The organism is Shewanella sp. SW1, from assembly GCF_025653545.1.
Lineage (GTDB): Bacteria > Pseudomonadota > Gammaproteobacteria > Enterobacterales > Shewanellaceae > Shewanella > Shewanella oncorhynchi.
Genome location: NZ_JAKKSG010000002.1, coordinates 47,300 through 73,449, shown reverse-complemented (window position 1 = coordinate 73,449; position 26,150 = coordinate 47,300). Strand labels below are relative to the sequence as shown.

The following is a 26,150-nucleotide window of genomic DNA, read 5'->3' as shown; positions in this document are numbered from 1 at the left end:
TTATACAATAAACATAGGTGCCGCTAAACGGTCAGTGTAAATCCATTGTAAAGCGTGGACTGGGGGCTCAATGAGCGCTTTGATTTAATACGATTGGTATGGTGTAGGTCGTACTGTTTTAGTTTAAGTGAATGTTGGCAGGGTAACAGATCGAACAATTATCGATGTGATTTTTAGCCGCTGTACGCATATAGAGAAGGAGTTCAATATAAAGCCGTCCTAAAACGGCTTTGAAATAAAACAGTTAAATCGGAAGATTAAGTCGTAAAACTAGCGTAAATCGACAAAATGAGCTGTGATTTTACGCACCAAAGGTAACACCATCAGTAATGTCGGAAAGGCGACAATCCATGAGATCAGCCAAGCGCCGAGCCAGAGTTCGATAAATTGCGGTGAAGCGCCAACGCCATTGAAAGTGCTGATCCCAGAAACGATACAACTCATGAGAATAGAAAGAAAAAATGGCATCACCACAGTGGCATACTTGGCGGGTAATTTGGGTGTTCCCAAAAAAGTACGAGGTTTGTCATTGGCTAAAGATTTAGAAACGGTCATCGGATCCTCTAATGGAAATGTATCAGGCGAATGATTGGTCAAAGGTTAGCACTATACCTTCTTTTATCGACTTAATTCATCCAATTTGTTACCCAAAGTTCACCTGTCACATTGACCCAGTCACTGAGTGAGATAGGGGATTTTCCCAGTTCATTATCGAAGGGGAGCGGTAAGTTTGATTGCAACAGGTAAATCGTATCTTCGGGTGTTTGGCTGATGTCGATGATCTGTCCTGAAGCTTCAAAGTGACAGTTATGCAGCGGGAACTGCAAATGCTGGTGTGGCGCTTGTTCAATGATGTCAACTTGAGGGATCGCACTCGCCAGCCGACCCAATAATTCAACCGTCACCCATTGGTTAAGGGGAAAGCGCGCTTTTGCCTGCTGATCGCTGCCTTGGTAGTAAAACCAAATTGGCGCGCCATTGTCGCATTTTGCGGCTACTTCCCCTTCAAATCCACAGCCCCATGGTGTGAGTTCGAGAATATAGATCCGATACTGCATAAAAAGTCCGTTTTTCTTCGATAGGGCATTCTATCGAGGAACTGTGACTAAATAAATACGCTGTCAGTGTAGTACTGCGTGAGTGTCAGTATTGCCTTGATAGATAGTGTTTGAGGGAGATAAAGGCTGAGTAAACATAGAGCTTGGTAAATACAAAAAAAATAAGCGAGGCGACGAGTCTACCTCACTTATTTTATTTGTAATTGAATTCTTGATTTATATTGGATTATTTAAATCAAGACTCGCTTAGGTCGCAGCCTTCATGGCGCGAGTAAATTCCCCAAGCGTTGCAAGTAGTTTAACTTCATCGTGCTGGTGGGTTTCGATGATTTTTACTACGGCAGAGCCAGAAATCGCCCCCGCAGCGCCCGCTTTGATGGCGGCGCTTACCTGTGAAGGCTCGGCAATACCAAAACCGAGGAGCGGTGGTGGGGCGTTAAAGGCTTTTAATTTAGATAAAATTTCCTCTACCGGCACGCCAGCTTTCGTGTCTGTGCCTGTGACTCCCGCGCGGGATAAGAGATAGGTGTAACCTTCACCACTTTTACTCACTTGCTCAAGGGTTTCACTGTCGGCATTGGGCGGTGCGATAAAAATCGGCGCAATACCATGGGCTTTAGCGGCTTCGCTAAAGGGCGCTGATTCTTCCACTGGCACATCGGCGATAAGTACTGAATCTACACCCGCTTGCTGCGCTTTGGCGTAAAACGCATCTATGCCATTAGCAAACACCAAGTTCGCATACAGCAGCAAACCGATTGGAAGTTCAGGATATTTTGCACGCACTTGCGCCAGTAATTCAAAACATGCCGTTGGAGTCGTGCCTGCGGCTAAAGAACGCAGGTTAGCGCCTTGGATCACTGGGCCATCGGCCAAGGGATCGGAAAACGGAAAACCCAGTTCTAAGGCATCGGCACCGTTTTGTACTAAGGTATCGATAATTTTTAGCGATAACTCAGGGCTAGGATCGCCAAGGGTGACGAAGGGGACAAAAGCGCCACGACCTTCAGTTTTGAGTTTGGCAAAGGTGGCTTGGTAACGGCCAGTGTTGGTAGACGTGTCACTCATGTTTATTATTCCTCTTTACCATTCAAAATGTCAGAAACGGTGAAAATATCTTTGTCGCCACGACCGGAAAGATTGACCACTAAAATGGTTTCCTTGGTGCACTCGCGCGCCATTTTCACGGCATAGGCGATAGCATGCGCCGATTCTAATGCGGGGATAATCCCTTCACAGCGCGCCAGTTGTTGGAAGGCTTCTAAGGCTTCATCGTCGGTAGCCGATTCATAACGGGCGCGGCCTGTGGCATTAAGATGCGCGTGCTGCGGGCCAACGGAGGGGAAGTCCAATCCGGCTGAAATCGAGTAAGATTCTTCGATTTGCCCTTCGCTGTCTTGCATCAAAGGCGCTTTCATGCCGAAGAAAATACCAGTCTTACCGTGTTTAAGCGGCGCGCCGTGCATTGGCGTGTCTATGCCTTTACCCGCAGGTTCGACGCCAATCAGTTCGACACTTGGCTCGTCGATAAAGTCAGCAAACATACCGATAGCGTTGGAACCGCCGCCAACACAAGCGATAACGGCATCGGGCAGGCGACCTTCACGCTCAAGCATTTGCTTCTTGGTTTCTTCGCCAATAATGCGTTGGAATTCACGCACTATGGTTGGGAACGGATGTGGCCCCGCAGCTGTGCCTAGAAGATAGTGGGCTTTTTCGTAGCTGCCAGACCAGTCACGCATCGCTTCGTTACAGGCATCTTTTAGGGTGGCAGAACCTGAGGTGACAGGGATCACTTCCGCGCCCATCAAACGCATTCTAAATACGTTAGGTGATTGGCGCGCAACGTCTTTGGCGCCCATATAGACTTTACATTTTAAGCCTAACAGCGCGCAGGCAAGGGCGGTGGCTACGCCGTGTTGTCCTGCGCCAGTTTCAGCAATAATTTCTTTTTTACCCATGCGCTTAGCAAGCAGGGCTTGGCCTAACACTTGGTTGGTTTTATGGGCGCCGCCGTGGAGTAAATCTTCCCGTTTAAGGTAGATTTTCACCATAGGATTTGGGCTTAAATTGCGGGTTAAGGTCAGTGCTGTTGGGCGACCCGCGTAGTTTTTCAATAAATCGGTAAACTCGGCTTTAAAGTCGTCATCTTCCTGCGCTTCCACAAAGGCAGTTTCTAATTGCTTAAGGGCTGGCACTAAAATCTGTGGCACATACATGCCGCCGTATTCGCCGAAATAAGGGTTAAGCTTTAACTTTGACATACCTTTTTCCTTATCTTATCAATCAGTTTGTCAGTGGCTTGATGGTGCTAACAGCGTCTTGGGGTTAACCGCATCGTTATCTATTTGGCCACTGGCATTAATAGGTTCATATTGTTTGTTGAGTATCACTCTTGTCGAGCACCAACAGCATCTAGGGCTTCTTGCTTAGCGCGATAGGCTAGAGACGTAAATGGGCAAAAGCCGTTTGGATCAGTTGCGCCGATTTAATTCCTGCGGCGGTTTCTAGGCCAGAATTAAAATCTAAACCGTAAAATCCTTGGGCATTGGCACTGGCCGCATTGTCGGCGTTGAGTCCGCCCGCCAACATGGCATGGGCTTTTTGTGGGCAGAGGGATTTCGCATCAATGCTTTGCCAATTAAAGGCTTGGCCCGAGCCGCCAAATTGGTCTGCCGTTTTACTATCAAAGAGATATCGCGATGCTCCATGAGGTAAGTTACCAAGCTCACCCGTTTGCGCATCGACGCTGACGGCTTTCCAAATTTGAGTAGTGAGTCCCGCTTGCTCAAGTCGCTCTGCGAGTTGTGCTATTTCAAGTTCAGTTTCAGTGCCATGCAGCTGTACGGCAGATAACTGCAAACTGGCTGCGGTATCCGTAATGGTGCTTGGCGCGGCATTAACAAACACGCCGACGAATTCAATGGCGGGAGCCGCGGATGCGCGATATTCCCTGAGCAATTGTTCAGCTGCATTAAGGGTTAATGCGCGCGGGGATTTTTCAGCAAAAATCAGCCCGGCATAGACGGCGCCTGCTGTTGCTGCGGCGCGAATATCTTCCATGCGGGTGAGGCCGCAGACTTTATTGTGACCGAAGATCAATTTACGGCAGGCTAAGTCGATATCAGCCTCGGCCATAATTGAGCTGCCGACGAGGAAACCATCAACCAGTGGACTCAGGCGGCGTACTTGCTGATTGTTGTAGATGCCTGATTCGCTGATCACCACGCGGTCGCTGCCAATATGTGGCGCCAGCGTTTCTGTGGTGGCGAGATCGGTACTCAAATCCCTTAAGTTACGGTTATTGATCCCGATAATCGGCGCATCTAATGCGATGGCGCGTTTAAGTTCTTCTTCGTTACTGATTTCGGTCAGCACATCGAGTTGATACTTAGCGGCTTCTTTCACTAGACGTTGATATTGTTCATCATCGAGCACGGACAGCATTAAAAGAATCGCATCGGCGCCTTGGTGGGCGGCGAGTTTGATTTGGTATTCGTCCACAAAAAAATCTTTGCACAGAATCGGTTGGTTCACCCTAGCGCGCACCTTAGGGATATAGTCCATATCCCCTTGGAAAAATTGCTCGTCGGTTAATACCGAAATGCCCGCCGCATATTTTCCGTAAATATCGGCAATGGCTTCTACATCAAACACATCGCGGATAAGCCCTTTGGACGGGCTGGCTTTTTTACATTCTAAAATGTAACCCGCCTTGGGCGCCTTGAGTGCGGCAAATAAACTGCGGTCAGAGATTTTTGGCGACAGACTGGCCTCGGGGAAACGCAGCTTCAGGGCGGCAATATGGGCCGCTTTGGTGTCGACTATACGGGTTAACACATTACTTTTTGGCATAGGGTTTGTTGCTGCCTGTGGCTGAGTTCTCATATCTTGGCTATTTGTTATCAGTTCTTGAGTCATTGCCACTTATTCCTTTGTTTCACTGCTGACTTTAGCTAATTGGCTTAACAATTCAAAGGCTTTACCGCTTTGTATGGTACTGAGCGCAAGTAAGGTTCCTGTTTTCACTGAATCAGCAATCCCACACACATATAAAGCACAACCCGCATTGATGGCGACCGCATTGGCATGTGCATCTGTGCCACGGCCTTTTAAAATTGACTCGGTGATCAAGGCATTCAGCGCTGGTTCGCCGCCTTCTAAGTCACTGATTTGTGCTAAAGGCACACCTAAATCGGCGGGCGTGAGTTGATACTCTATGATGTCGCCGTCTTTTAATTCGGCCACTTGGGTGTTGCCGTGCAGCGCGACTTCATCTAAACCGCTGCCGTGCACTACCATAGCGCGTTTTGTGCCAAGCGCCTTTAATACTTTCGCTATCGGTAAGACTAACTCAGGGCTATAAACGCCAAGTAACATAAATTCGGGGCGGGCAGGATTGATAAGTGGCCCTAACACATTGAATAAAGTGCGCGTTTTCAGTGCTTGCCTGACCGGCCCCGCATGTTTTACTCCGCCGTGGTAGTGGGGCGCAAATAAAAAGCACAGGTTCAATGCGTCGAGGCAACGACTGGCGGTGTCTGGTGACATGGTTAAGTCAATGCCAAACTGCGCCAAAAGATCCGATGAACCCGATTTACTCGACACGCTACGATTGCCGTGTTTGGCGACCTTGGCGCCCGCCGCCGCGGCAACAAAGGCCGCAGTGGTGGAAATATTAATGGTATTAAAGCCATCGCCACCCGTGCCAACTATGTCAACGATTCCATTGCTAAGGTTATCGCCATTCGAGTAGGGAAACGTCTTGGCGGCGGCGCGCATGGCATCGGCGGCGCCGCTGATCTCATCTATGGTTTCGCCGCGCATCTTGAGCGCGACTAACATGCCTGCCATAGTGGCTTCACTCATTTCACCGCGAATTAACGCGCCAAAAAGTTCGGCGGTGTGCTCGCGACTTAAACTCTTACCTTGGTATAAAACATCGAGTAAAGGCTGAATATGGTTTGTACTCATGCATTTACTCCTGCTGTCATGTCTTGGGTCAGAAATGCCAAGGTTTGAATGAGCAGTGTGCTGCCCAGCGTCGTCAGAATCGATTCTGGGTGGAACTGAAACCCAACGGCTCTATGCTGCGGGTGCAAAATTGCCATCGGCATAGTGTCAGTGGTTGCTATCACTTGTAAGCAATCAGGCACGTGAGTGGCGACCAGACTGTGATAGCGGGCAACGGGCAGGGGAGAAGGCAAACCGGCAAATACGCCAGTACCGTCATGGAAAGTGGGGCTTGCCTTGCCGTGCACCACAAAAGGTGCACGCGCTACTGTGCCGCCGTAATATTCCACCATAGCTTGATGTCCAAGGCAGATCCCCAGCATAGGCACCTTGCCCGCGACTTTGGCGATAAGCGCCATCATAGAGCCTGCTTCATGGGGCGCACCAGGACCGGGTGATAACACCAGCGCTGCGGGTTCTTGTTCGTTAAGCAGTTTTTCAGCAATAAAGTCGGCGGCAACATCGTTGCGGTAAATCACCACTTCACAGCCTAGGCTGCGAAATTGATCCACTAGGTTATAGGTAAAGGAGTCAAAGTTATCGAGTAGATAGAGTTTCATGTTTGGCTCCTATTTATATTCTACTGAAGTGGATTGCGCTGACGCGTCATTCGCTGATGATTCATTGACTGGCAGCCCAGCGCCCATTTTGATTGCCGAAATCACGGCTTGAGCTTTTTGACGGGTTTCATCAGCCTCACTTTGGGGATCCGAATCAAATACCACGCCCGCGCCCGCTTGAATAAAGGCGGTGCCATTTTTAACAAAGGCGGAGCGGATAACGATGCAAGTGTCCATGTCACCAAGGGCATTAAGGTAACCCACGGCGCCACCATAGCTGCCTCGGCGGGCTTTTTCTGCTTGGCGTACCAGTTGTGATGCACGTACTTTTGGTGCGCCCACTAATGTGCCCATATTCATACAAGCCTGATAAGCATGCAGCGCATCTAAATCTTGGCGCAGTTGACCCGTTACGCGGCTGACGAGGTGCATCACGTGGGAATAACGGTCAACTTTTAATAATTCGGCGACTTTGCGGCTGCCGCTTTGGCTGATGCGTGCGATATCATTGCGCGCTAAATCGACCAGCATTAAGTGTTCCGACAGTTCTTTTTTATCTAAACGCAGTTCAAGTTCAATACGGCTGTCTAAGTCAAAATCAATCTCGCCCGTGGCGGTTTTACCGCGTTTGCGGGTGCCGGCAATCGGGTAGACTTCCACCTGATTACTGCTGGCATCAAATTTGAGCGCACTTTCTGGTGAGGCACCAAAAAGCGTGAAATCATGGCCCCTGAAATAAAACATGTAAGGGCTAGGGTTAGTCAGGCGCAGGGCACGATAAGCCCCTAAAGTATTCGGGCAAGGTAAACTAAAGCTACGGGATGGCACCACTTGGAAAATATCGCCCGCAATAATGTGTTCTTTCAAATCGATAATGGTTTGTTTGAACACCTCATCGGAAATATTGACTTGCTCAGTTGCGTCGATGGCGACCAGTGTCGGTATATCGGCAGGTGAATTACCCAGAGTTTTACATTGTGTGCTTAACTGCTGAACTCGTTCGCTTAGCGCTGCGGTGATGGCGGCATACTGGGCTGAATCACGACTGAAATTATGGGTAATGATGTCGGCTTGTTTCAGTTTATGATCGATAAGGATTAAGGTTTCGGCGAGGTAAAATAAGTAATCAGGACAATCGTTATCGCGGTTCGGTACGGCGGGCAGTGGTTCGACAGTATCAATTAAGTCGTAGGCCAGCACGCCACCTAAAAACAGATCCTCAAAGGCGGGCTTGGTCTGGCTGTCAGTATGGGCGCCACAATCAATCTGCTGGATAAACATCCGCAGGCCATCGAGTGGCGAGGTCGATTTTAAGCGTGCATCTTCATCCTGCAATTGAGTGTCTTTTTGCAATGTCACCACTAAGGTGGATTGCGCGCTTTGGCAGTGGGCGGTCGGGCTAAAAAAGCGTTCGATAGGGGCAAGTAAGCTCGCGCCATTGTCGGTCAGTGCAGTGAAGGTCAGCTGATAACCGTCACAGCGGATCATCATGGCGGCATGGGTCATCACCATGCTTTTTAAGTGATCTTTACTGTCGATTTCGGCCGATTCGAGCAACATAGTATGGGGCGCATCTTGGGTGATGTGCTGATATAAGCGTAGTGGATCGCTGTGGTAGGTTAATGCCGCCTTGAGTGTGCTTGAGCGTGCGAATGTCTGTTTGGGCATGTTCATATTCCAGCTACCTTATAAAATGTCTTTAACATCATGAGTTATCTCGCTTTCTTAATTTTTTACCCGAGTCTGCCGACATTTTTCGCACCTAACAAAAAAGCCCGCATTTCTGCGGGCTTCTTGTTGATTCTGGTCACTTTCAAATGAGCACAGAGCTTCACACCACCCGCTACGTTGGGAAGTGCCACCACCAAATGATGTTTAATGAAGCGTTAATGTGTGTCATTCAAAAGGGTCTCGCTAATTCAGTCAATTGGTGTATAGAAAACCTTAGCTGGAGCTGAATGTCAATTGAATATTTTTCACTTCCTGCGATTTATTCGCTGCAATGATGCATAAAATTGATGTTACTCAGCCACAAAATACGAGATAACAGCGCATTTGTTAACAAGTTCGCGTACAATAGCGCCATGAATACTCAAAGCATATTGGCTGATCTACACAGCCACACGACCGCGTCCGATGGCCAGTTAACGCCGTCTGAATTGGTGGCAAGAGCCCTTGAAAAGGGTGTGCAGTTATTTGCCATTACCGATCACGACACAGTGGCTGGTTTACCTGAAGCCCGTGCCTTTAATCAGGCACAAGCTACTCCATTGAAATTGATTTCTGGCGTGGAAATCTCTACTCGCTGGAACAGTTACGATATCCACATAGTGGCGCTTAACTTCGATGCTGATAATCCAGCGCTATTAGCATTTTTAGAAAACCAGCGCGAATTACGTGAATTACGGGCTCAAGAAATTGGCCATAGATTAGCTAAAGCCGGCATTGAAGGTGCCTACGAAGGTGCTAAGGCGTTGGCGGGTGATGCGGCATTGAGCCGTGGACATTACGCTCGCTGGATGGCTGAAAATGGTCATGCTGTGGATATGCCGAGCGTCTTTAAACGCTACCTTGCCCGCGGTAAAACCGGTTATGTGCCTAATAATTGGGGTGATATGGCCAGTGCCATTGATATCATCCATAACGCAGGTGGATTAGCCGTGTTGGCGCATCCCAGTGGTTATAAGTTATCGGCTAAGTGGCTTAAGCGCTTAGTGCGTGAATTTAAAGAAGCGGGTGGAGATGCCATGGAAGTGGTGCTTGGCCAGCAAACATTAGACGACAGGGCCAATCTTGTGGCGCTGAGTGTCCAAAACCAGTTGCTCGCATCGATAGGGAGTGATTTTCACTTTCCGAGCAATTGGATAGAATTAGGTAAAAATCTGTATCAGCCCCAAGGTATTGATTGGGTCTGGCAATCGGAATCTTGGATGGAACGACCATGAGTCAGTTTTTTTATGTACATGAAGTAAATCCGCAAACGCGGCTTATAAGTCAGGCGGTTGCCGTATTGAAAAGCGGCGGTGTAATTGTTTATCCCACCGATTCGGGCTATGCCTTAGGCTGCTTGATTGGTGAGAAAGACGCGATGACGCGGATGGCGAGAATTCGTCAAATTGAGAACGATCATAACTTTTCCTTGATGTGCCGTGATTTATCCGAGCTTGCGACTTACGCTAAAGTGGATAATCAGGCGTATCGCATCCTAAAAAGTTGCACGCCTGGGCCTTATACGTTCATTTTCAAAGCGACTAAAGAAGTACCGCGTCGCTTACAAAATGACAAGAAAAAGACCATAGGTATTCGTGTGCCCGACAATGTGATCGCACTGGCTTTACTTGAAGCCTTAGATGCGCCGCTGATGTCGACCAGTTTAGTGATGCCGAATGCGGAATTTGCCGAGTCTGATCCTGAACAAATTCGTGATTTGCTCGAGCATCAAGTGGATGTGATTATCCACGGTGGTTATTTAGGCGAAAAACCAACGACTGTGATTGATATGTCTGAAGATGGCGCCGAGATTTTACGTGAAGGCGCGGGTGATATCACGCCGTTCCTCTAAATCTGCCGCATTAGATTTATCGCTAATGGATGCGGGTAAGTGATTCGGATAGTGGTAGTCAACATTTGGCAGTTTTATCGTCGTAGATTTACAGGTATAATCGCGCGTTTGGCGTTAGCCTAGGTTGGATAGCGCAGTGTTAACGGAGCAAGATAGCGGATGCAGGGCACGCAACAAAGTTTACCCTTAGCCGTTATTCGTGGTCAGGCAATGACCGAAATGCCGCTGGATTTGTTTATTCCGCCGGAGGCATTAGAAGTATTCCTCGAGTCCTTTGAAGGGCCATTGGATTTGCTTTTATATTTGATCCGTAAGCAAAAATTAGACGTTGTCGATTTACCCATTCAGCAAATCACCGCGCAGTATTTAGAATATATTACGTTGCTGACTCAGGCTAGAATCGAGCTTGCTGCCGATTACTTAGTGATGGCGGCAACGCTTGCCGAGATTAAATCCCGTTTGCTGCTGCCGCGTATGGTGGCTGAAGATGAGGTTGAGGAAGATCCTCGGGCACAGCTTATTCGGCAGCTTAAAGCCTATGAAGTGATTAAAGAAGCGTCGCAAAAACTCGATGATTTACCGCGGCTCGAGCGGGATGTATTTCAAGCCAAAGCAGTGGCAGCACCCGACATTAAGCCGTTAATGATCCCGCCAGAAGTTTCGTTGTTTGAAATTGCCCGTGCCTTTGGTGATGTACTCAAACGAATCGATGCCTATGAAGATCATCATGTTAAGCGTGAACAGTTATCGACCCGTGAGCGCATGAGCCAGATTTTAGCCATGCTGAACTCGGAAGATTTTACGGCATTTGAACGTTTATTTACCCTAGAAGAAGGCCGTGCCGGCGTGGTAGTCACCTTCTTAGCTTTGATGGAATTAGTCAAAGAATTATTGGTCGAATTGTACCAAACAGAGCCGTTTTCAACTATTTACGTTAAGGCCTATTAATTGATGCAGATAAATCCTACTCAATTAAAACAGCTTATTGAAGCGAGTTTGTTTGTATTGGGGAAACCCTTGTCGGCGAAAATGTTGAAAGACACTGTATTGGTGGATTTCACGGTTTCCAGAGACAAAATAAAAGCTGCATTGGATGAGCTGCAGCAGGATTATCAAGACAGAGGTGTACAACTTGTGAAAGTCGCTGGGGGTTATCGCTTCCAGACCTTAGAAGTCTTGAGTCCATTTTTGCAGCCTCTGTGGCAAGAAAAGGCGCCTAAATATTCGCGTGCGACATTAGAAACCTTGGCGGTGATTGCTTATCGTCAACCTGTGACTCGCGGCGATATTGAACAGGTGCGCGGTGTGGCTATAAGTAGCCATATCATAAAAAGTTTGTCAGATAGACATTGGATTAAAGTAGTTGGCCATAAAGAAGTACCGGGGCGACCCGCGTTATATGCCACTACCTTAGAATTTTTAGCATATTTTGGCTTAGACACCTTAGCGGATTTACCGCCGCTGTCGGATACTGAGTCATTGCAGGCGGTTTTTTCAGGTTTGAAATCATCGCCAGAACAGTCAGAAGAGCATAATACTAATGAGTGAAAAGTTGCAGAAAGTCTTGGCCCGTGCAGGCCATGGCTCCCGTCGTGAGATGGAGGCATGGATTGCTGCAGGCCGAGTTAGTATTGATGGTGAAATTGCTAGCCTTGGGGATCGTATTGAAGCGGATGCTAAAGTGCGTATCGATGGCAGAGCCATTTCGTTAAAGTCTGCCGAAGACGTGATTTGCCGTGTGCTTGCATATCATAAACCTGAAGGCGAAATTTGCAGTCGTAAAGATCCTGAAGGCCGTCCAACGGTATTCGATCGCTTACCAAAAGTGCGTGATTCACGCTGGGTGGCGGTTGGTCGTTTAGACATTAACACCTCAGGCTTATTGTTGTTTACGTCAGATGGTGAGTTGGCGAACCGTTTAATGCATCCATCGAACGAAGTCGACCGCGAATACGCAGTGCGTACCTTTGGTGAAATCCCTGAGGCGACAGTGCAACGTTTACGTACTGGCGTCATGTTAGAAGACGGCCCTGCGCAGTTTGATAGCATCAAACCAGCGGGCGGCGAAGGCATGAACCAGTGGTGGCATGTTTGTTTACGCGAAGGTCGCAACCGTGAAGTGCGCCGTTTGTGGGAATCCCAAGAAGTACAGGTGAGCCGTTTGATCCGTATTCGTTATGGTATGGTCGAACTGCCAAAATCACTGCCTCGCGGTGGCTGGGTTGAATTGCCCGTAGAGCAAGTTAACTACTTGCGTAAGCTGGCGGGTCTTGAGCCCGAAACACGTACTATGCTTGCTGCCGATAAACACAGCGTAGCCCGTGCTCAGGTGAAGAGTGCTAAAATTCGCCGCGCCGTACGTAAGCATAAAGTAACAGGTTCGGGAAAACCTAAGCCATCGCGTCAGCGTAGCTAAGTTGTTTTATCCCAATGAAAAAGGCCGCTAAGCGGCCTTTTTGCTTTTGTATAAAAAATGAATTTACTGTGCGTTAAACTGCTGTCCGTTGACGGCACTAGAATCTTGACCCATCAAATAGAGATAGGTCGGCATGATCTCCTCAGCGGTTTTGAGATCCAGTGGATTCTCTGCAGGGTAGGCTTTAGCGCGCATCTCAGTGCGGGTAGCTCCTGGATTTATGCTGTTAACTCGAACTGAGGTGCCATCGGATTCATGGGCGAGAACTTGCATCATGCCTTCGGTGGCAAATTTAGAGAAAGCATAAGGTCCCCAATAGGCGCGGCCTTGACGACCCACACTGCTCGACGTAAAGATAATAGATGCACTGGGTGCTTGGCGCATCACAGGTAGTAATGCTTTAGTTAGCATGACTTGGGCCGTGACGTTCACTTTGAGCACGTCTTCGAGTGATGGAATATCTATGTGTTCAAACGGACCTAAGGCACCGAGTAAGCTAGCGTTATGTAATAAGCCGTCTAAATGATCGAATTGCTCGGCTATGGTATCGGCCATATCGCGATAATTTTGTTCCGTTGCGCCCTTAAGATCCAATGGCACTATGGCAGGTTTGGGATAACCTGCTTGTTCTATTACGTCGTAAACAGCTTCCAATTTTTTCACTGTTTTACCAAGTAAAATCACAGTGGCGCCGTGTTTTGCAAACTCAATGGCGGCGGTACGGCCTATGCCAGCACCAGCGCCTGTGACTAAAATCGTCTTGCCCTTGAGTAAATCTTTTGCTGCTTGATATTCCAACATGAGTCTCTTTTTCCTCTTGGCGAGAATGCCCGCCACTTCTAGAGTCGCCGAAGTGATAAACGCATGTTTCAAACAAATGAATGAAACTTTGTTATCAATAGCTAAAATCTTTGTGACAAACTTGTGGCTAACTCAATATTTTTACGTTAACTTGAAATGAGTTAGGGGCTAACATAAGCCCTATTGGTCACAGATCTAAAAGCTATTGTGACTAATTTCTTGGGGAAAACAAAACTATTACAACAAGATTTGGGGAAAAAAGATGAAAAGACTCATTTTGGGTGTTGCGATTGCATCTGCACTGGGCCTCACAGGATGTGGTGAGGACAGTTTTAATGAACTCAAGGATAAGACAGAAGTGCTCATCCCTGAATCGCACATGGTGTTCGACCCTGCTAATTCAAAAGTTCCATTACCGAATGATTTGCTGTTCAGTGGCACCAAAGATGGCACATTATCAATTCCGGGTGAAAGCTCGGGCAATTATGTTGATCCACAAATAGCGCTTGGGGCGTTAGATGGGTGGTCGACAACATCACCGATTTCTATTGATATCGATTTGGCGAAAAAACATGACGGTACACCGCTGACCTTAATGGCGGCATCGGTTTCACAACAGGGTGCTGTCAGAATGTTTGAAGCCACAGTAGGTGGCGCATTATCATCTGATCCCGAATGTAAGGCTAAACCGTCAGTTTCAGCCTGTAAAGTGGGCGCTGAGTTGCAGTTTGGCGTTGACTTTATATCCACCGCTTCGGGCAAAAAAGTGGTAATAATTCCGCTTAAGCCACTCAAAGCTGGGCAATCTTATATTTATGCGACAACGAATCTTATTCAAGATTCTGAAGGTCGTGGTATCGCTCCTTCAACGACCTATGGTTTGTTGAAGCTGGATATCAATACGTTACCTTTAGAAACACCAGACCAATTGATGCTGCAAACCTTAGTGAATAGTTATGAGAAAGGGATTGCTGCGGCCCATAAGGTCGATCCTTTAACCATCAGTTACTCTGGCTTATTTACAACTCAGTCTGTTGCTAACGTCTATGAAACCACCAAATTGCTGATGGCGAAGGGAGCTCCCTATGCACCAAGTTTTGCCAAGATGCCAACACCAACTGGATTGACTGTGGCTCAAGCGGCGGGCTTAACACCAGCTGCTGGAGCTGCCTATGTTGCCGCAAACTTGGCTGATGTGTATACGGCAAAAATTAAACTGCCTATTTACGGTGATTGTTCTTCAGTTGGTTGTTTATCCGCTGAAGGTAAACCATTAATTAATGGTCATTGGAAAGCACAAGGTGATAGCCCTGTATCTGTGCTACTAGCCCTGCAAGCGGGCACACTCAGCCAGAATAATTTTGGTATGCAAGCCGTGGCTAATGGTATTGCCAACCCTGCTGATGCTTTAGCCAATCCCTCGTTAATGGCGGGTAAAACATGGGTTTTAGATGATGGTACGGCAGTTGATAAAACCAAACATCTGACTAAATTCAATCCTATTCCAGCAATCAAAGGTTATGAAACAGTATCTGTACTGATTTCTATGCCCAATGCAACGAAATTGGCCGCTTTTTATCAACAGCAAGGTCGTGAGTTTATTCCTCCTACATCTGGTTGGCCAACAACAATTGCCCTTCACGGTTTAGGTGGCGGTAAAGAAATGTCATTGGCCTATGCCGGCACCTATGCGGCAATGGGGGTTGCGACTGTTGCTATTGATATGCCACTTCACGGTGCGCGTTCATTCGATGCTAACGGTGATGGGATTTATGAAGTCTCTGCGACAGATCCTGCCTTCGGTGCAGTTGTCGGTAAACCGGACGCCTTTAAAAATGGTAACCCGTTGGTGTTTGTGAATATTTCTAGCACTTTGTCGGTGCGAGATAACTTCCGTCAAGCGACGATGGACCATTTAGGGGTGCGTCTTGCCCTTACGGGCTTAGCACAGGGCTTAGCGCAAGCAGGTCAGCCGCAAGTATTTGATGTGACTAAAATCAGTGCTCAAGGTCTGAGTTTAGGCGCCATTGTGGGCACCGATTTTGCGACCTATGCCAGCACAGGCATGAAGGATCCAGCAACCGGCGATGCCTTGCCAAATGCTTATGCTATCAATGCTGTATCCTTAGTTGCGCCAGCAGGTGGATTAGCAGGATCATTCGCAGGTTCTGCAACCTTTGGCCCAGTACTGTTTAGTAATATTACGGCATCTGCAACTTTCCAAGCGCAGATCGATGCGGCTAATACAGCAGGTTATGAGCCTGGTAGCCCTGAATATGCGGCACTGGTGCAGGGGGTATATGCCCAATTTATTCCGACGTTTGCCTTTGCGGTTCAAACAGCGGTAGATTCTGCAGATCCTGTTAACCATGCTGCTATGTTAAAAGCGACTGGCTTACCTGTGCACTTAATTGAAGTGGCGGGTGATGGTAACGGTAACTTAGCAGACCAAGTGCTGCCTAATCGCGTCGATAACTTCCCATTATCGGGCACTGAGCCGCTGATCGCTGCCATCGGGCTACCTTGTGCCGATAGCACGAGCAAAGGTCATGGCGTTGTACGCTTCGCTAAAGGTCACCACAGTTCGATTGTTGATCCTAAAGAAAAGGAATCAACGGATGGTATGGCCGCGGCTGCCACGGTTGAAATGCAGACTCAAGTGGCAACCTATGCAGCTACTGCAGGTAAGGGCGATGCGACGATTTTAGTGACAAACAGTGAGGTCATTGCGACTTGTCCTAACTAATCTTGCCTTAATCGGAAAAACCCAGCCTTTGCTGGGTTTTTTTATGGGCCTTTAGGCTGTTAGAATAGCGCGCAATTGACTGAATGATGTAACGCCCTAACGGAGAACACTTTGGAATTTTTATACGAGTATGGAATGTTTTTGGCGAAAGCCGTCACAATAGTGGTCGCAATCATTGCCGTTATTATTGTGGTGTTGGCTTCCACTGTAAAACACAAGTCAGATAAGGGCGAGCTGAGGATCACTAACTTGTCTGAAGAGTTAGAAGAACTTAAGCATGGCTTAAAAGAAGAACTTCTGTCAAAGAAACAATTCAAAGCCTATGAAAAGCAATTAAAAGCTGACGAAAAGGCAAAAGACAAGGCCGCAGATGAAGCCTGCACGGGCAAAGTGTTCGTGATTGATTTTAAGGGCAGTATCGATGCCGCTGAGGTTGCATCATTGCGTGAAGAAATCAGTGCAATTATTGCTATCGCAGAAAAAGGCGATGAAGTGGTTGTCAATGTAGAGAGTGGCGGTGGTATGGTGCATGGTTATGGTTTAGCCTCAAGCCAGTTAGATCGCTTACGCCAAGCTGATATTCCATTGACTGTCTGTGTTGATAAAGTCGCCGCCAGTGGTGGCTATATGATGGCCTGTGTAGCGAATAAAATTTATGCTGCACCTTTTGCCATTGTCGGTTCTATTGGTGTTGTTGCTCAACTGCCTAACTTTAATCGCCTGCTGAAAAAGCATGAAATCGATTATGAGCAACATACGGCCGGTAATTTTAAACGTACCTTGACAGTGTTTGGTGAAAACTCCGATGAGGGAAGACAGAAGTTTCAAGAAGAACTCGAAGAAACCCACGTCTTATTTAAAGCGTTTGTTGGTAAGTATCGCCCTGAGTTGGATTTAGTGAAAGTCGCCACTGGCGAGCATTGGTACGGTCAGCAAGCCATTGAATTAGGTTTAGTTGATGCGATTTCGACCAGCGATGATGTGATAATGTCACTCGCCACAGAGCGTACTGTGTACAAGATACGTTATCAGGTGAGAAAGAAACTTGCCGATAAAATTGCCCACGGTGCCTCTTTGTCTGTGAACGCTATTTTCAATCGCCTCATAGAAAAAAATCGTCCTATGTAATTCTGTCTATTGGTGAATAAAAGTAAAAACGCCTGCATTTGCAGGCGTTTTCATTTGCTGAGCTTTCGCGGCTAATACCGAAGCGGGTTAGATTTGATAGCTGATATGTTGATGGAAACGTACGATGAGATCTTCACGCTCCGGATCGACACCTATGTCGGCTGCGAAGGCCTTCAGAGCCGTTTCAACATTGTTCATAAAGCGACCGAAACCCGAATCGTCACAGTCCTTAGTACCTGCCACTATGGTAAAGTGCGCGGCTTCGACCAAGTTATCGGCATCCCAGCGACGGATAACTTGTTGCTCAGTCGCATTAGGATCGAACCCTATCATTTGTACTTCGGCTTTGCTGTCGAGCTTTTCAAACTTACTGTTACGCACAAGCGGTGTTAAGCCGTTCGCTATCATAGCAAGGCGTGTCAGCTGTCTATTCGCTGCCGCTTTGAGGAAGCAGTCTTCAAGATGCTGATATAAAGGCGTAAAGTCAGTAGCTGAGTCAGGTAATAAACCCTGTTTGAGTTTGCGACTCAGCGGCAAGCTTACCGTCACATAGGTAAGAGAGCTAACGTTTTCTGGTAACTCACATTTTCTGGCTTTATATCTTGGGCCGATGGCGCGCAGTTTATAACCATAGGTTTCTTTATAGCCCTTAGCTTTTGCGAACAGATCATAGGATAAATGCTGATGGTCGCGGACCTTAACCTTAAGATCGCTTATTGGCATTAAGGGCATTAATTCAGTGAGCAACTCACGCACCTTGATATGGAAACTGGCGGAATTACTGCGAATATCGTCACCTGTGGCAAGAAACACAATGCGCAGTTTGCGGGCGGGATAGTTTTCTTGCGAGAATAAGTTTTGGGCTTCGTGGTAGGCTGGGTTATAAAAAAATAGAATTTGTTCAGTGGTTTGGAAGCAATATGCTTCGGTATGGTAACGCACTACTGGCAGTTTATCGTTAGTGATCACGTGAACATTACGGAGATCGTGTTGTTCTGCCAAATTAAATATCAAACGGCTTAACGTTTGATAACAGCTTTGATAATCGGGATATTGATTGAGTAGCTCATCCGTCACCTTGATTTCGGCTGTGATGTATTGATTTGTACGGGCTTCCTTGGGTATGTACACTTTTTGCTGATGGCTAAGGGACATATTGACTCCTTGTTTGAGTTAACCATTTGCTAACACGAATTTTACTGTTTATCTATAGGGTTAATCTTGCGTTAGAACACGTTTTTATCCGTTGAGTATGAGTTTAGCTAAGTAAGCGGTTCGTTAGCTTAAAATAGCAGCTATTTTATTGGGTTAACGCATTTTCTATCCATGGTTGCATCCAAGCCGCAATCTGAGCTTGCGCCTTTTCGTTGGGATGAATGCCATCCCTTTGCATTAATTCTGGATGGGGAGCGATATCCTGCATAAAGAAGGGGATCAACACTATATCCTGGGTTTTAGATATGTCTTGATACACTTGGGTGAACTTTTGGGTATAGCGAGGGCCATAGTTAGGCGGTACCATGATCTCGGTCAGCAGCACTTTTGCGCCGCTATCTTTGGCTAGGGTAATGATTTGGATTAGATTATTTTCGAGTTGCGTTGGGGGGAATCCACGTAAACCATCATTACCTCCTAGCTCAATGACCACAAGATCGGGAGCAACAGAATCGAGCAAGGCGGGTAATCGGCGTAGGCCGCCCGCTGTGGTTTCGCCGCTCACTGAGCCATTGGTAAACTGATGTTCGGGCAGATTTTTTTGCAGTAGTGCTACCCAGCCTGACTGTTCTGCCATGCCGTAGCTAGCGCCTAAGCTATCGCCGAGGATCAGTATCTTTGCCGCGTGAGCGGGCGTGACCATGAGTACACTCAGTAGGATGAATGCCCCTAGGGTCTTCGCCATTGATTTTAATCTTAGCGATTGATACCAGAACGATTTATATAAGAAGGATCCTATGTCTAACGTCATCTTAAAAAACAGTGCCATTAATGTTGTTAACCTCGAAAAATCAGTGATTACTCAGGAAGGAACGCTCACTATCCTCAAGGGCATTAACTTAGATGTCAAGCAAGGTGAGAGTGTGGCCATTCTCGGCCCATCAGGTTCGGGCAAATCCACCTTATTGGGATTGCTTGCGGCGCTTGATACGCCTACGTCGGGGGAGATTTGGCTTGATGGTGTGGCATTATCACCACTGAATGAAGAGCAAAAAGCGGCACTGCGTAAACAGAAGGTCAGCTTTATTTTTCAATCCTTTATGTTAGTCGATACCTTAACTGCGCTTGAGAACGTCATGTTACCCGCCGAGCTTGCGGGCGTGAGCAATGCCAAGGAAAAAGCGCAGGCCATGTTGGTGCGGGTTGGTTTATCCCATCGCTTGACCCATTTACCCAAACAGCTTTCGGGTGGTGAACAGCAAAGGGTGGCGATTGCCCGCGCTTTTATCTGTGAGCCTACAGTTTTGTTTGCCGATGAACCAACTGGCAATTTAGACAGCGTCAATGGCCATAAGATTGCCGATATGTTGTTTGAGCTTAATCAAGAAAGCCATACAACCTTAGTCCTTGTTACCCATGATCTGCTGCTGGCCAAGCGGTGTGAGCGTCAACTAGTGATGGATAACGGCCATTTACAGGAAGATATCACTCAAATAGAACCGCTAGCCGATGTTAAGGAGGCTTAATAATGGAGTTAAGTCTGGCATGGCGCCTGTTTAAACGCGAGTTACAGCAGGGACAATTGTTATTGATTATCCTCGCTATTACGCTCGCGGTTTTGTCTGTGAGTGGCTTAGCGCGGGTGAGTGAACGTCTGCAAGTGGCAATTAGTGGTCAAGCTTCACAGTTTATTGCGGCCGACCGTATTATCGATTCGCCAGTTAAAATTGATGCGGCGATTTTATCCAAAGCCGAAGAGCTTGGGCTTAAGCATGTGACTAACATGCAATTTAATTCCATGGTCTATTCGGGAGATAAGTTTCAGTTAGTTACAGTACGCGCCGTAGAGTCGGGTTACCCGCTTAAGGGCGATATTGAACTCACCAGCGGTAAAACCAAGGCGTTACCTCAAGCGGGCGAAATCTGGTTTGAGACTCGCTTAGGCGGACTTTTGGGTTATCCCAAATCCATCGAACTAGGTAATACCGAATTTGTGCTCAGCAATGAGATCAGCCGCTTACCCGACGCAGGTTTTAATCCTTTTGCTTCATCGCCTGTGGTATTGATGCGGATGGAGGATGTCGCCAAAACAGGTGTTATTCAACCGGGCAGCCGCGTGACTTATCTGTATCAATTTGCCGGAGATGAAGCCTCGCTTACGGCCTTTGAACAAAGTGTTAAACCGCTTTTGAATAGCACCCAGCGTTGGGTCGATGTGCAATCCGGTGACTCGCCGATTGCGGGAGCCGTTAAGCGAGCGGAGCGCTTCTTACTGCTGGCAAGTTTGATGGGCATTGCATTGGCCTGCGCGGCGATAGGTATTGCCGCCCAGCGTTATTGTCAGCGTCATTACGATGTGGTGGCCATGCTGAAAACCTTTGGCGCCTCGGCAAAGCAAATTCGCCTGTTGTTTGGTACTCATTTATTGTTGGTAACGCTACTGGGAATTGGTCTAGGTCTTATTGGGGGAGGGTTACTCGATTTTGGGATCAGTTATCTATTGCCACCCGAAATTGCGGCCTATTCACCGCCACTCACACGACCATTATTACTCGGCATCAGCACAGGGCTCATCAGCGCCTTTATGTTTTCGGCTTATCCATTGATGCGTTTACTGGCTATTCCGCCACTGCGGGTGTTGCAGCGTCAGTTAGAAGGCTTACAGCTTGGTATGTGGCTGCATTTGCTACTGAGTCTAGGGGCTATGGCGCTACTGGGCTATTTGTATTCCCAAAGTTGGACTTTAACTCTGACTGTGGTCGCGGCTGTGCTATTGCTGGCTGTGCTATTAAGTCTGCTTGGATTTGTGATGATACGAGCAGGACACAGTGTTGGTATGAAGACTACCAATCCTTTGCAATTAGCGCTGGCGGGGCTAAGGCGTCGTGCGCGGCAAAATGCGGTGCAATTGGTTGGCTTTAGCGCTGCACTGGTACTGTTATTGACTATTTTGGCGTTAAGACAAGATTTACTTAACGAATGGCAAAAACAGTTGCCCGAAAATGCGCCTAATTATTTCCTTGTCAATATTGCGCCTGATGATGCAAAGCCCTTGAATGATTTCATGACGGCGAAGGGGATAGTGGCGACAGACATTTATCCGGTGATCCGTGGCCGATTAACTCAAATTAACGGTGAAGCGCTGATTTCGAATGAACAGTCCGAAGCGGGTGAAAAGGGAAGAGTGGGCATTTCGCGCGAGTTAAACCTAACGTGGCGCAATACACTGCCTGCTAACAACGAACTGTTAGAGGGGCATTTTAATCAAGCCGCCGATGAAGTGTCGGTGGAGTCCGGCGTGGCGGAGCGTCTAGGTATTGGTCTTGGCGATAAGCTGACTTACGTGATTGATAATCAAGAGCTCACAGTTAAAGTTGCCAGTATTCGTGCCGTGCATTGGGAAACACTGCAACCGAACTTCTTTATGATTTTCACCCAAGAAGCGCTCGCGCCTTTTGCGTATACCTCGATGGCGAGTTTTTATCTGAATGATCAGGCGACTAACGATAAGACTATTAATGCTGATGGTACGCCTAAGGATGCAGTGATCCTTGCGCTTATTCAGCAATTTCCGACGATATCTATCATAGATGTTGGCGCTATGGTGGGGCAGTTGCGGCAGATAATTGAGCAAGTGTCGCTGTCGTTGTCTTTAGTGCTGGCCTTAGTGTTATTAGCCAGTGCCTTAGTCTTGATTGCACAGACTGAGGCTGGCATGGCAACTCGGCAACGTGAACTGGCGGTGTTACGTACCTTTGGTGCTTCAGGATGGTTATTGCGCAGTGCAACGGGTTTAGAGTTCGCCTTACTTGGCGGTATTGCGGGTGTGTTAGCCGTAATTGTGGCCGAATTTGCGTTATATCTACTTAAGACGCAAGTATTTGAACTTAATGTATACATGCACTGGCCTTGGTGGGGTATTGCCCCTGTTTCTGGAGCCTTAATCGTCGCCTTACTAGGGGTTTGGCGTTGTCGACAATTGCTCAGCCAATCTTGCTCTGAGCTATTAAAGGCTGGGAGCTAGGGCGGTTTGTGAACTCTGTTGATGGGCTAAAACATAAAGCTTATTAAGACAACAAGCTGAGCCAACATTAAAAGCACTGATGCGACATAAGCTCAGTGCTTTTTTGTTATGGGGTTGATTCTGCTGCACTTGAATTGAATATGCTTTTTACATCGGCTTACAAATTGATCTGTGCTTAAGCAGGTAGCAACAGAACTTAGTGCAACGCAATGGGTCTATCTAACTGAGAACAGCGACTAGCTTATATATGCCATAGAGGGAATATTATGTTCAAAGGAATAACAAAACTGCTTAAGGATAATCGCTCCTTTTTTCTGTTTATCAGCTTAATGTTAGTGTTCAGGAGCGCTGTGGCCGATTGGAATACTGTGCCATCGGGTTCTATGCTGCCGACTATCGTCGAGGGTGATCGCATTCTTGTTAATAAGATGGCTTATGATCTTAGGGTGCCATTTACGCATATTGCATTAGTTAAACTGGCAGATCCTGCTCGTGGCGATATTGTGGTATTTGACTCGAAAAAGGCCGATAAAAAACTGATTAAGCGGGTAATAGCTGTGCCAGGCGATACTGTGATGATGCAGGATAATCGCTTGTATTTAAACGGTGAAATGCTTAGCTACACATCCCAAGCATTGAGTGCTTATGCTCCCGCTGATGTGACAGAAATGCAGGAAAATTTACTCGGTATGGTCCACAGTATTCGCCTTAACCCTGTACCCTCAAGGCTTGCCAATTTTGGACCTGTCACAGTGCCGGATGCGCATTATTTAGCCCTGGGTGATAATCGTGATAACAGCGCAGACTCTCGGGTTATTGGCTTCGTGCCCCGTGATGAGATTGTTGGCCGTTCAAGTTCAGTCGTTTTCTCCCTTGATTATGATGATAATTACCTGCCTCGGCCTGAACGCTTAATGCGTGAATTCTAGTCTTAACTATTTTGAACCATGAAATAGGGCGCCAAAGTCGACGCCCTATTTTTTAAGTGATTGGTTTATTCGCAACTACTTCATAAAGCTCAGATAGCCCTGTAAGACAATTAAGTTAACTATGTCGATAAAGAAAGCTCCGACGATAGGTACTACCATAAAGGCTTGGGGTGATGGCCCTGTGCGTGAGACTAGCGCGCCCATATTCATTACCGCTGTTGGGGTTGCACCCATACCAAAGCCGCAGTGGCCACCGGTGATCACCGCAGCATCGTAATTACTGCCCATGACTTTGAACGTCACGAAATAGGCAAAAATGGCTAACACTGCGGTTTGTACCAGTAAAATCACCAATAGCGGGATCGCTAAATCAAAAATTTCCCATAATTTTAAAGTCATTAAGGCCATTGAGAGGAAGAGAGACAGTGCGACCGTCCCTATCACATCGATACTTTCGGTATGGGGTTTGTAACCGCGGGTGAGTTCTGTGAGATTAGCGATGAGCACGCCAAGAAAAAGAGCATATACAAAGTCGGGCATTTTTAGCCATGCAATACCCGATTGGCTGATCCACAGCGTGAGCCATTTTGATCCTGCAACACACAACAACAGCACAAACAGAGTTTCTAATATGGTTTTGGCGGTGACTTGGTCTTCTTCTAAGTGATCATAAGTGACTAAATGTGGATGTTCACTGTGATGCTTGCGGCCAACCCCATAGCGAGAAACAAGATTATGCTTACCGATTAATCGCTGCGCGACGGGGCCACCGATGATCCCACCCATGATCAAACCAAAGGTTGCCGCGGCCATAGCAAACTCTAAGGTGTTGATACCGTAGCGCTCAGCAAAGGTTTGTGACCAAGCGACGCCGGTACCATGGCCGCCCGACAGGGTAATTGATCCTGCGATAAGTCCCATGATGGGATCGAGCCCCAATAGGCTGGCTAAACTGACGCCGACGGCATTTTGAATCACAATATACACTGAGGCCACACCTAAAAAGATGAAGACTTTTTTACCACCGCTGAGCAATAGCTTGTAGTTTGCCGAGAGGCCAATGGTGCTAAAAAACATCAGCATTAAGGTATTTTGCAGTGATAGGCTGAAGTCGAGACTGATATTTTGAAAGTGAAGAAATGTGACTCCCGCGGCGACAACAAGGCCACCCACTATGGGTTCGGGGATATTATATTGCCTGAAGACACGTACATGGCGATTGATAGAGTGGCCGATAAACAGCACGAAAATGGCAATTAAAAATGATTCTAGCTCGCCAATCATATAGGTCATGTGCATGAAAATTCCTTACAAACTGTCTTAGTGCGGGCATTTCATTGGGCACAATGTCCAATGAGAAGTAACCCATCTTGTTATTAAGTACCTGCTAATGCTGGATGTTAAGCGCTTGATGTCGAGGACAGATCAGTGTCAATCCGATAAAAAATTTAAAGGATGAGTAGGCGCGAGTGTGTATCGTTTTATGGTCTACAGACCAAGAACAGCAGATTAAATAGCCTGTTCCTGAGCATAAATAACTGTCTATTTATGAGGTGTTGCTGAGTCTATCTGTGGTCAAGGCTGAGGCGGTTAATGCGTGCCTCCTATGACCGAATGGAGGCGAGTTTAGCAGAAAATGGACGGATTGTCGCTAAATCATAATATAAATCATGATGTTACATTCTTGTTTTTCTAGTGTTGCTAAAATAATGGCAAGATTGACGTTACAATATACCTGGTTGTTGAGCGGATTTGAGTACTAAGATGCCACCTGCATTAGCCACTGATTTTATCAGCATATTTAAGCTGAGTTTAGGCTCTAGCGTGCTAGCCTATTTGGCTAACACGTTTGTTAAGGCGTTATCGAGATCACTGAATTGAAACTGAAAACCCGCTTCGAGGGCACGTTTGGGGTAAACAAATTGCCCTTCTGTCAGTAGCTCCGACATTTCGCCCATCGCTAAGCGTAATGCAAGCGGTGGGGTCGTGATTAACGCTGGGCGATTAAGTGCTTTTCCGAGCGCTTTGGTAAACACAGCGTTACTCACTGGATTGGGTGCAGTGGCATTAAATATGCCTTTACAGTGTTGTTGAGTGAGTAAAAAATCAATAAGGGAAATGAGATCCTGCACATGGATCCAGCTCATACCTTGGCGTCCATGGCCAATTGGGCCACCGAGTCCGAGTTTAAATGGCGGTAACATTTTCTCTAAGGCACCACCTTTACCTAGCACGATACCAATACGGATAATGCAGACGCGTGTGTGCTCTGAGGTTGCATTTAGCGCCTCTTGCTCCCATTTTCGACAGATATCATGGCTAAACTCAACATGGGCACCACTAGACTCATCGAGTAATTTATCATCGTGCCGCCCGTAATAACCGACTGCCGAACCACTCACCATGATCTGAGGAGGAGTGCTACTCTGTTGTATTAGCTGAGTTAATCTTGCCGTAATATCCCAGCGACTATCACAAATGCGTTGCTTCTGGTTTTTACTCCAACGTTTAGCGACTATGGGTTCACCCGCAAGATTTACAATGGCATCAATGTGATTTAAGTCGCTTAGCGCATCGAGACTCTCGAGGTAATGGTGCTGATTACCGAGCACTTTTTGTGTTTGTTGCACTGAGCGAGTTAATAACGTCAGTTGATGATATGGCGCCAGTCGTTCGACTAATTGGCGGCCAATAAAGCCGCTTGCGCCGGTGATCAGTATATTCATGGAACCTCTCTTAATTGGTTAAGCTCTGCGGA

23 protein-coding genes and 1 other annotated feature are annotated in these 26,150 nt (G+C 47.2%); of the genes, 10 read left to right on the top strand and 13 right to left on the bottom strand.

Annotated features, from left to right (window positions below; translation table 11 throughout):
- Positions 1–270 precede the first annotated feature (270 nt).
- The 8 genes from L5M71_RS02220 to L5M71_RS02185 form a co-directional block, all read right to left on the bottom strand.
- Positions 271–555 carry a DUF2798 domain-containing protein gene (locus L5M71_RS02220; protein ID WP_263206216.1) on the bottom strand — a complete coding sequence of 95 codons (285 nt, stop codon included), beginning with the start codon at positions 553–555 and terminating at the stop codon, positions 271–273.
- Positions 556–626: 71 nt separating this feature from the next.
- The gene (locus L5M71_RS02215) at positions 627–1,058 is read right to left on the bottom strand and encodes a hypothetical protein (protein ID WP_061783151.1); all 432 of its coding nucleotides are present in this window, start codon (positions 1,056–1,058) and stop codon (positions 627–629) included.
- Positions 1,059–1,304: 246 nt separating this feature from the next.
- Positions 1,305–2,126 carry a tryptophan synthase subunit alpha gene (trpA, locus tag L5M71_RS02210; RefSeq protein ID WP_168824199.1) on the bottom strand — a complete coding sequence of 274 codons (822 nt, stop codon included), beginning with the start codon at positions 2,124–2,126 and terminating at the stop codon, positions 1,305–1,307.
- Between the two features lie 5 nt (positions 2,127–2,131).
- A complete protein-coding gene (trpB, locus tag L5M71_RS02205) occupies positions 2,132–3,322 on the bottom strand; it encodes a tryptophan synthase subunit beta (RefSeq protein WP_063884781.1) in 1,191 nt (396 codons plus the stop codon).
- 178 nt (positions 3,323–3,500) lie between these two features.
- The gene (gene trpCF, locus L5M71_RS02200; RefSeq protein ID WP_263206212.1) at positions 3,501–4,979 is read right to left on the bottom strand and encodes a bifunctional indole-3-glycerol-phosphate synthase TrpC/phosphoribosylanthranilate isomerase TrpF; all 1,479 of its coding nucleotides are present in this window, start codon (positions 4,977–4,979) and stop codon (positions 3,501–3,503) included.
- Between the two features lie 6 nt (positions 4,980–4,985).
- The gene (trpD, locus tag L5M71_RS02195; protein WP_263183500.1) at positions 4,986–6,032 is read right to left on the bottom strand and encodes an anthranilate phosphoribosyltransferase; all 1,047 of its coding nucleotides are present in this window, start codon (positions 6,030–6,032) and stop codon (positions 4,986–4,988) included.
- Positions 6,029–6,631 carry an aminodeoxychorismate/anthranilate synthase component II gene (locus L5M71_RS02190; RefSeq protein ID WP_263183502.1) on the bottom strand — a complete coding sequence of 201 codons (603 nt, stop codon included), beginning with the start codon at positions 6,629–6,631 and terminating at the stop codon, positions 6,029–6,031. The genes trpD and L5M71_RS02190 overlap by 4 nt, the downstream gene beginning before the upstream one ends.
- A gap of 9 nt (positions 6,632–6,640) precedes the next feature.
- The gene (locus tag L5M71_RS02185) at positions 6,641–8,299 is read right to left on the bottom strand and encodes an anthranilate synthase component 1 (RefSeq protein WP_263183503.1); all 1,659 of its coding nucleotides are present in this window, start codon (positions 8,297–8,299) and stop codon (positions 6,641–6,643) included.
- Between the two features lie 97 nt (positions 8,300–8,396).
- Positions 8,397–8,504, bottom strand: a sequence feature (Trp leader region).
- Between the two features lie 211 nt (positions 8,505–8,715).
- Between L5M71_RS02185 and rnm the strand changes: the two genes are divergently transcribed.
- From rnm to rluB, 5 genes are all read left to right on the top strand, one after another.
- A complete protein-coding gene (gene rnm / locus L5M71_RS02180; protein WP_105253095.1) occupies positions 8,716–9,576 on the top strand; it encodes an RNase RNM in 861 nt (286 codons plus the stop codon).
- A complete protein-coding gene (locus L5M71_RS02175; RefSeq protein WP_028760994.1) occupies positions 9,573–10,193 on the top strand; it encodes an L-threonylcarbamoyladenylate synthase in 621 nt (206 codons plus the stop codon). Before rnm ends, L5M71_RS02175 begins: the two co-directional genes overlap by 4 nt.
- A 159-nt stretch (positions 10,194–10,352) precedes the next feature.
- Positions 10,353–11,141 (top strand): segregation and condensation protein A, encoded by a 789-nt coding sequence (locus tag L5M71_RS02170; protein ID WP_105252121.1) that lies wholly within the window; start codon positions 10,353–10,355, stop codon positions 11,139–11,141.
- A 3-nt stretch (positions 11,142–11,144) separates the two neighbouring features.
- Positions 11,145–11,741, top strand: a complete 597-nt coding sequence (gene scpB / locus L5M71_RS02165; protein ID WP_113940746.1) for an SMC-Scp complex subunit ScpB — start codon at positions 11,145–11,147, stop codon at positions 11,739–11,741.
- Positions 11,734–12,609 (top strand): 23S rRNA pseudouridine(2605) synthase RluB, encoded by an 876-nt coding sequence (gene rluB / locus L5M71_RS02160; RefSeq protein ID WP_028760991.1) that lies wholly within the window; start codon positions 11,734–11,736, stop codon positions 12,607–12,609. The genes scpB and rluB overlap by 8 nt, the downstream gene beginning before the upstream one ends.
- A 63-nt stretch (positions 12,610–12,672) precedes the next feature.
- Here rluB and L5M71_RS02155 read toward each other — a convergent pair whose 3' ends face one another.
- Positions 12,673–13,410 carry a YciK family oxidoreductase gene (locus L5M71_RS02155; RefSeq protein ID WP_263206210.1) on the bottom strand — a complete coding sequence of 246 codons (738 nt, stop codon included), beginning with the start codon at positions 13,408–13,410 and terminating at the stop codon, positions 12,673–12,675.
- Between the two features lie 262 nt (positions 13,411–13,672).
- On the opposite strand from L5M71_RS02155, the gene L5M71_RS02150 reads away from it, so the two are divergent.
- Both L5M71_RS02150 and sohB read left to right on the top strand, forming a co-directional pair.
- Positions 13,673–16,156, top strand: a complete 2,484-nt coding sequence (locus L5M71_RS02150) for a VolA/Pla-1 family phospholipase (RefSeq protein ID WP_263206208.1) — start codon at positions 13,673–13,675, stop codon at positions 16,154–16,156.
- A gap of 111 nt (positions 16,157–16,267) precedes the next feature.
- Positions 16,268–17,284: a protease SohB gene (gene sohB, locus L5M71_RS02145; protein ID WP_263206206.1), complete on the top strand. Its 1,017-nt coding sequence runs from the start codon at positions 16,268–16,270 to the stop codon at positions 17,282–17,284.
- An 87-nt stretch (positions 17,285–17,371) separates the two neighbouring features.
- Here sohB and L5M71_RS02140 read toward each other — a convergent pair whose 3' ends face one another.
- Together L5M71_RS02140 and L5M71_RS02135 are read right to left on the bottom strand one after the other, a co-directional pair.
- Positions 17,372–18,439 (bottom strand): DUF3083 family protein, encoded by a 1,068-nt coding sequence (locus L5M71_RS02140; RefSeq protein WP_263206204.1) that lies wholly within the window; start codon positions 18,437–18,439, stop codon positions 17,372–17,374.
- Positions 18,440–18,584: 145 nt separating this feature from the next.
- Complete coding sequence (locus L5M71_RS02135; RefSeq protein ID WP_263163352.1) at positions 18,585–19,184, bottom strand: arylesterase; 600 nt, start codon at positions 19,182–19,184, stop codon at positions 18,585–18,587.
- Positions 19,185–19,236: 52 nt separating this feature from the next.
- Here L5M71_RS02135 and L5M71_RS02130 point away from each other — a divergent pair, with 52 nt between their 5' ends.
- The 3 genes from L5M71_RS02130 (at position 19,237) to lepB (ending at position 23,392) form a co-directional block, all read left to right on the top strand.
- On the top strand, positions 19,237–19,965 hold the full coding sequence (locus L5M71_RS02130) for an ABC transporter ATP-binding protein (RefSeq protein ID WP_263206202.1): 729 nt from the start codon (positions 19,237–19,239) through the stop codon (positions 19,963–19,965).
- A gap of 2 nt (positions 19,966–19,967) precedes the next feature.
- Positions 19,968–22,463, top strand: a complete 2,496-nt coding sequence (locus tag L5M71_RS02125; protein ID WP_263206200.1) for an ABC transporter permease — start codon at positions 19,968–19,970, stop codon at positions 22,461–22,463.
- Between the two features lie 266 nt (positions 22,464–22,729).
- Positions 22,730–23,392 (top strand): signal peptidase I, encoded by a 663-nt coding sequence (gene lepB, locus L5M71_RS02120; protein WP_198572810.1) that lies wholly within the window; start codon positions 22,730–22,732, stop codon positions 23,390–23,392.
- Between the two features lie 75 nt (positions 23,393–23,467).
- Here lepB and gltS read toward each other — a convergent pair whose 3' ends face one another.
- Together gltS and L5M71_RS02110 are read right to left on the bottom strand one after the other, a co-directional pair.
- Entirely contained in the window at positions 23,468–24,691 is a 1,224-nt protein-coding gene (gene gltS, locus L5M71_RS02115; RefSeq protein ID WP_168824169.1) for a sodium/glutamate symporter, read from the bottom strand.
- Positions 24,692–25,224: 533 nt separating this feature from the next.
- On the bottom strand, positions 25,225–26,118 hold the full coding sequence (locus L5M71_RS02110) for a TIGR01777 family oxidoreductase (protein WP_028760980.1): 894 nt from the start codon (positions 26,116–26,118) through the stop codon (positions 25,225–25,227).
- Between the last annotated feature and the right edge of the window lie 32 nt (positions 26,119–26,150).

What these genes read in the sequence shown, in the direction of transcription:
- L5M71_RS02220 (WP_263206216.1), bottom strand. Translation starts at nt 555, where the DNA reads ATGACCGTTTCTAAATCTTTAGCCAATGACAAACCTCGTACTTTTTTG.
- L5M71_RS02215 (WP_061783151.1), bottom strand. Translation starts at nt 1,058, where the DNA reads ATGCAGTATCGGATCTATATTCTCGAACTCACACCATGGGGCTGTGGA.
- trpA (WP_168824199.1), bottom strand. Translation starts at nt 2,126, where the DNA reads ATGAGTGACACGTCTACCAACACTGGCCGTTACCAAGCCACCTTTGCC.
- trpB (WP_063884781.1), bottom strand. Translation starts at nt 3,322, where the DNA reads ATGTCAAAGTTAAAGCTTAACCCTTATTTCGGCGAATACGGCGGCATG.
- trpCF (WP_263206212.1), bottom strand. Translation starts at nt 4,979, where the DNA reads ATGACTCAAGAACTGATAACAAATAGCCAAGATATGAGAACTCAGCCA.
- trpD (WP_263183500.1), bottom strand. Translation starts at nt 6,032, where the DNA reads ATGAGTACAAACCATATTCAGCCTTTACTCGATGTTTTATACCAAGGT.
- L5M71_RS02190 (WP_263183502.1), bottom strand. Translation starts at nt 6,631, where the DNA reads ATGAAACTCTATCTACTCGATAACTTTGACTCCTTTACCTATAACCTA.
- L5M71_RS02185 (WP_263183503.1), bottom strand. Translation starts at nt 8,299, where the DNA reads ATGCCCAAACAGACATTCGCACGCTCAAGCACACTCAAGGCGGCATTA.
- rnm (WP_105253095.1), top strand. Translation starts at nt 8,716, where the DNA reads ATGAATACTCAAAGCATATTGGCTGATCTACACAGCCACACGACCGCG.
- L5M71_RS02175 (WP_028760994.1), top strand. Translation starts at nt 9,573, where the DNA reads ATGAGTCAGTTTTTTTATGTACATGAAGTAAATCCGCAAACGCGGCTT.
- L5M71_RS02170 (WP_105252121.1), top strand. Translation starts at nt 10,353, where the DNA reads ATGCAGGGCACGCAACAAAGTTTACCCTTAGCCGTTATTCGTGGTCAG.
- scpB (WP_113940746.1), top strand. Translation starts at nt 11,145, where the DNA reads ATGCAGATAAATCCTACTCAATTAAAACAGCTTATTGAAGCGAGTTTG.
- rluB (WP_028760991.1), top strand. Translation starts at nt 11,734, where the DNA reads ATGAGTGAAAAGTTGCAGAAAGTCTTGGCCCGTGCAGGCCATGGCTCC.
- L5M71_RS02155 (WP_263206210.1), bottom strand. Translation starts at nt 13,410, where the DNA reads ATGTTGGAATATCAAGCAGCAAAAGATTTACTCAAGGGCAAGACGATT.
- L5M71_RS02150 (WP_263206208.1), top strand. Translation starts at nt 13,673, where the DNA reads ATGAAAAGACTCATTTTGGGTGTTGCGATTGCATCTGCACTGGGCCTC.
- L5M71_RS02140 (WP_263206204.1), bottom strand. Translation starts at nt 18,439, where the DNA reads ATGTCCCTTAGCCATCAGCAAAAAGTGTACATACCCAAGGAAGCCCGT.
- L5M71_RS02135 (WP_263163352.1), bottom strand. Translation starts at nt 19,184, where the DNA reads ATGGCGAAGACCCTAGGGGCATTCATCCTACTGAGTGTACTCATGGTC.
- L5M71_RS02130 (WP_263206202.1), top strand. Translation starts at nt 19,237, where the DNA reads ATGTCTAACGTCATCTTAAAAAACAGTGCCATTAATGTTGTTAACCTC.
- L5M71_RS02125 (WP_263206200.1), top strand. Translation starts at nt 19,968, where the DNA reads ATGGAGTTAAGTCTGGCATGGCGCCTGTTTAAACGCGAGTTACAGCAG.
- lepB (WP_198572810.1), top strand. Translation starts at nt 22,730, where the DNA reads ATGTTCAAAGGAATAACAAAACTGCTTAAGGATAATCGCTCCTTTTTT.
- gltS (WP_168824169.1), bottom strand. Translation starts at nt 24,691, where the DNA reads ATGCACATGACCTATATGATTGGCGAGCTAGAATCATTTTTAATTGCC.
- L5M71_RS02110 (WP_028760980.1), bottom strand. Translation starts at nt 26,118, where the DNA reads ATGAATATACTGATCACCGGCGCAAGCGGCTTTATTGGCCGCCAATTA.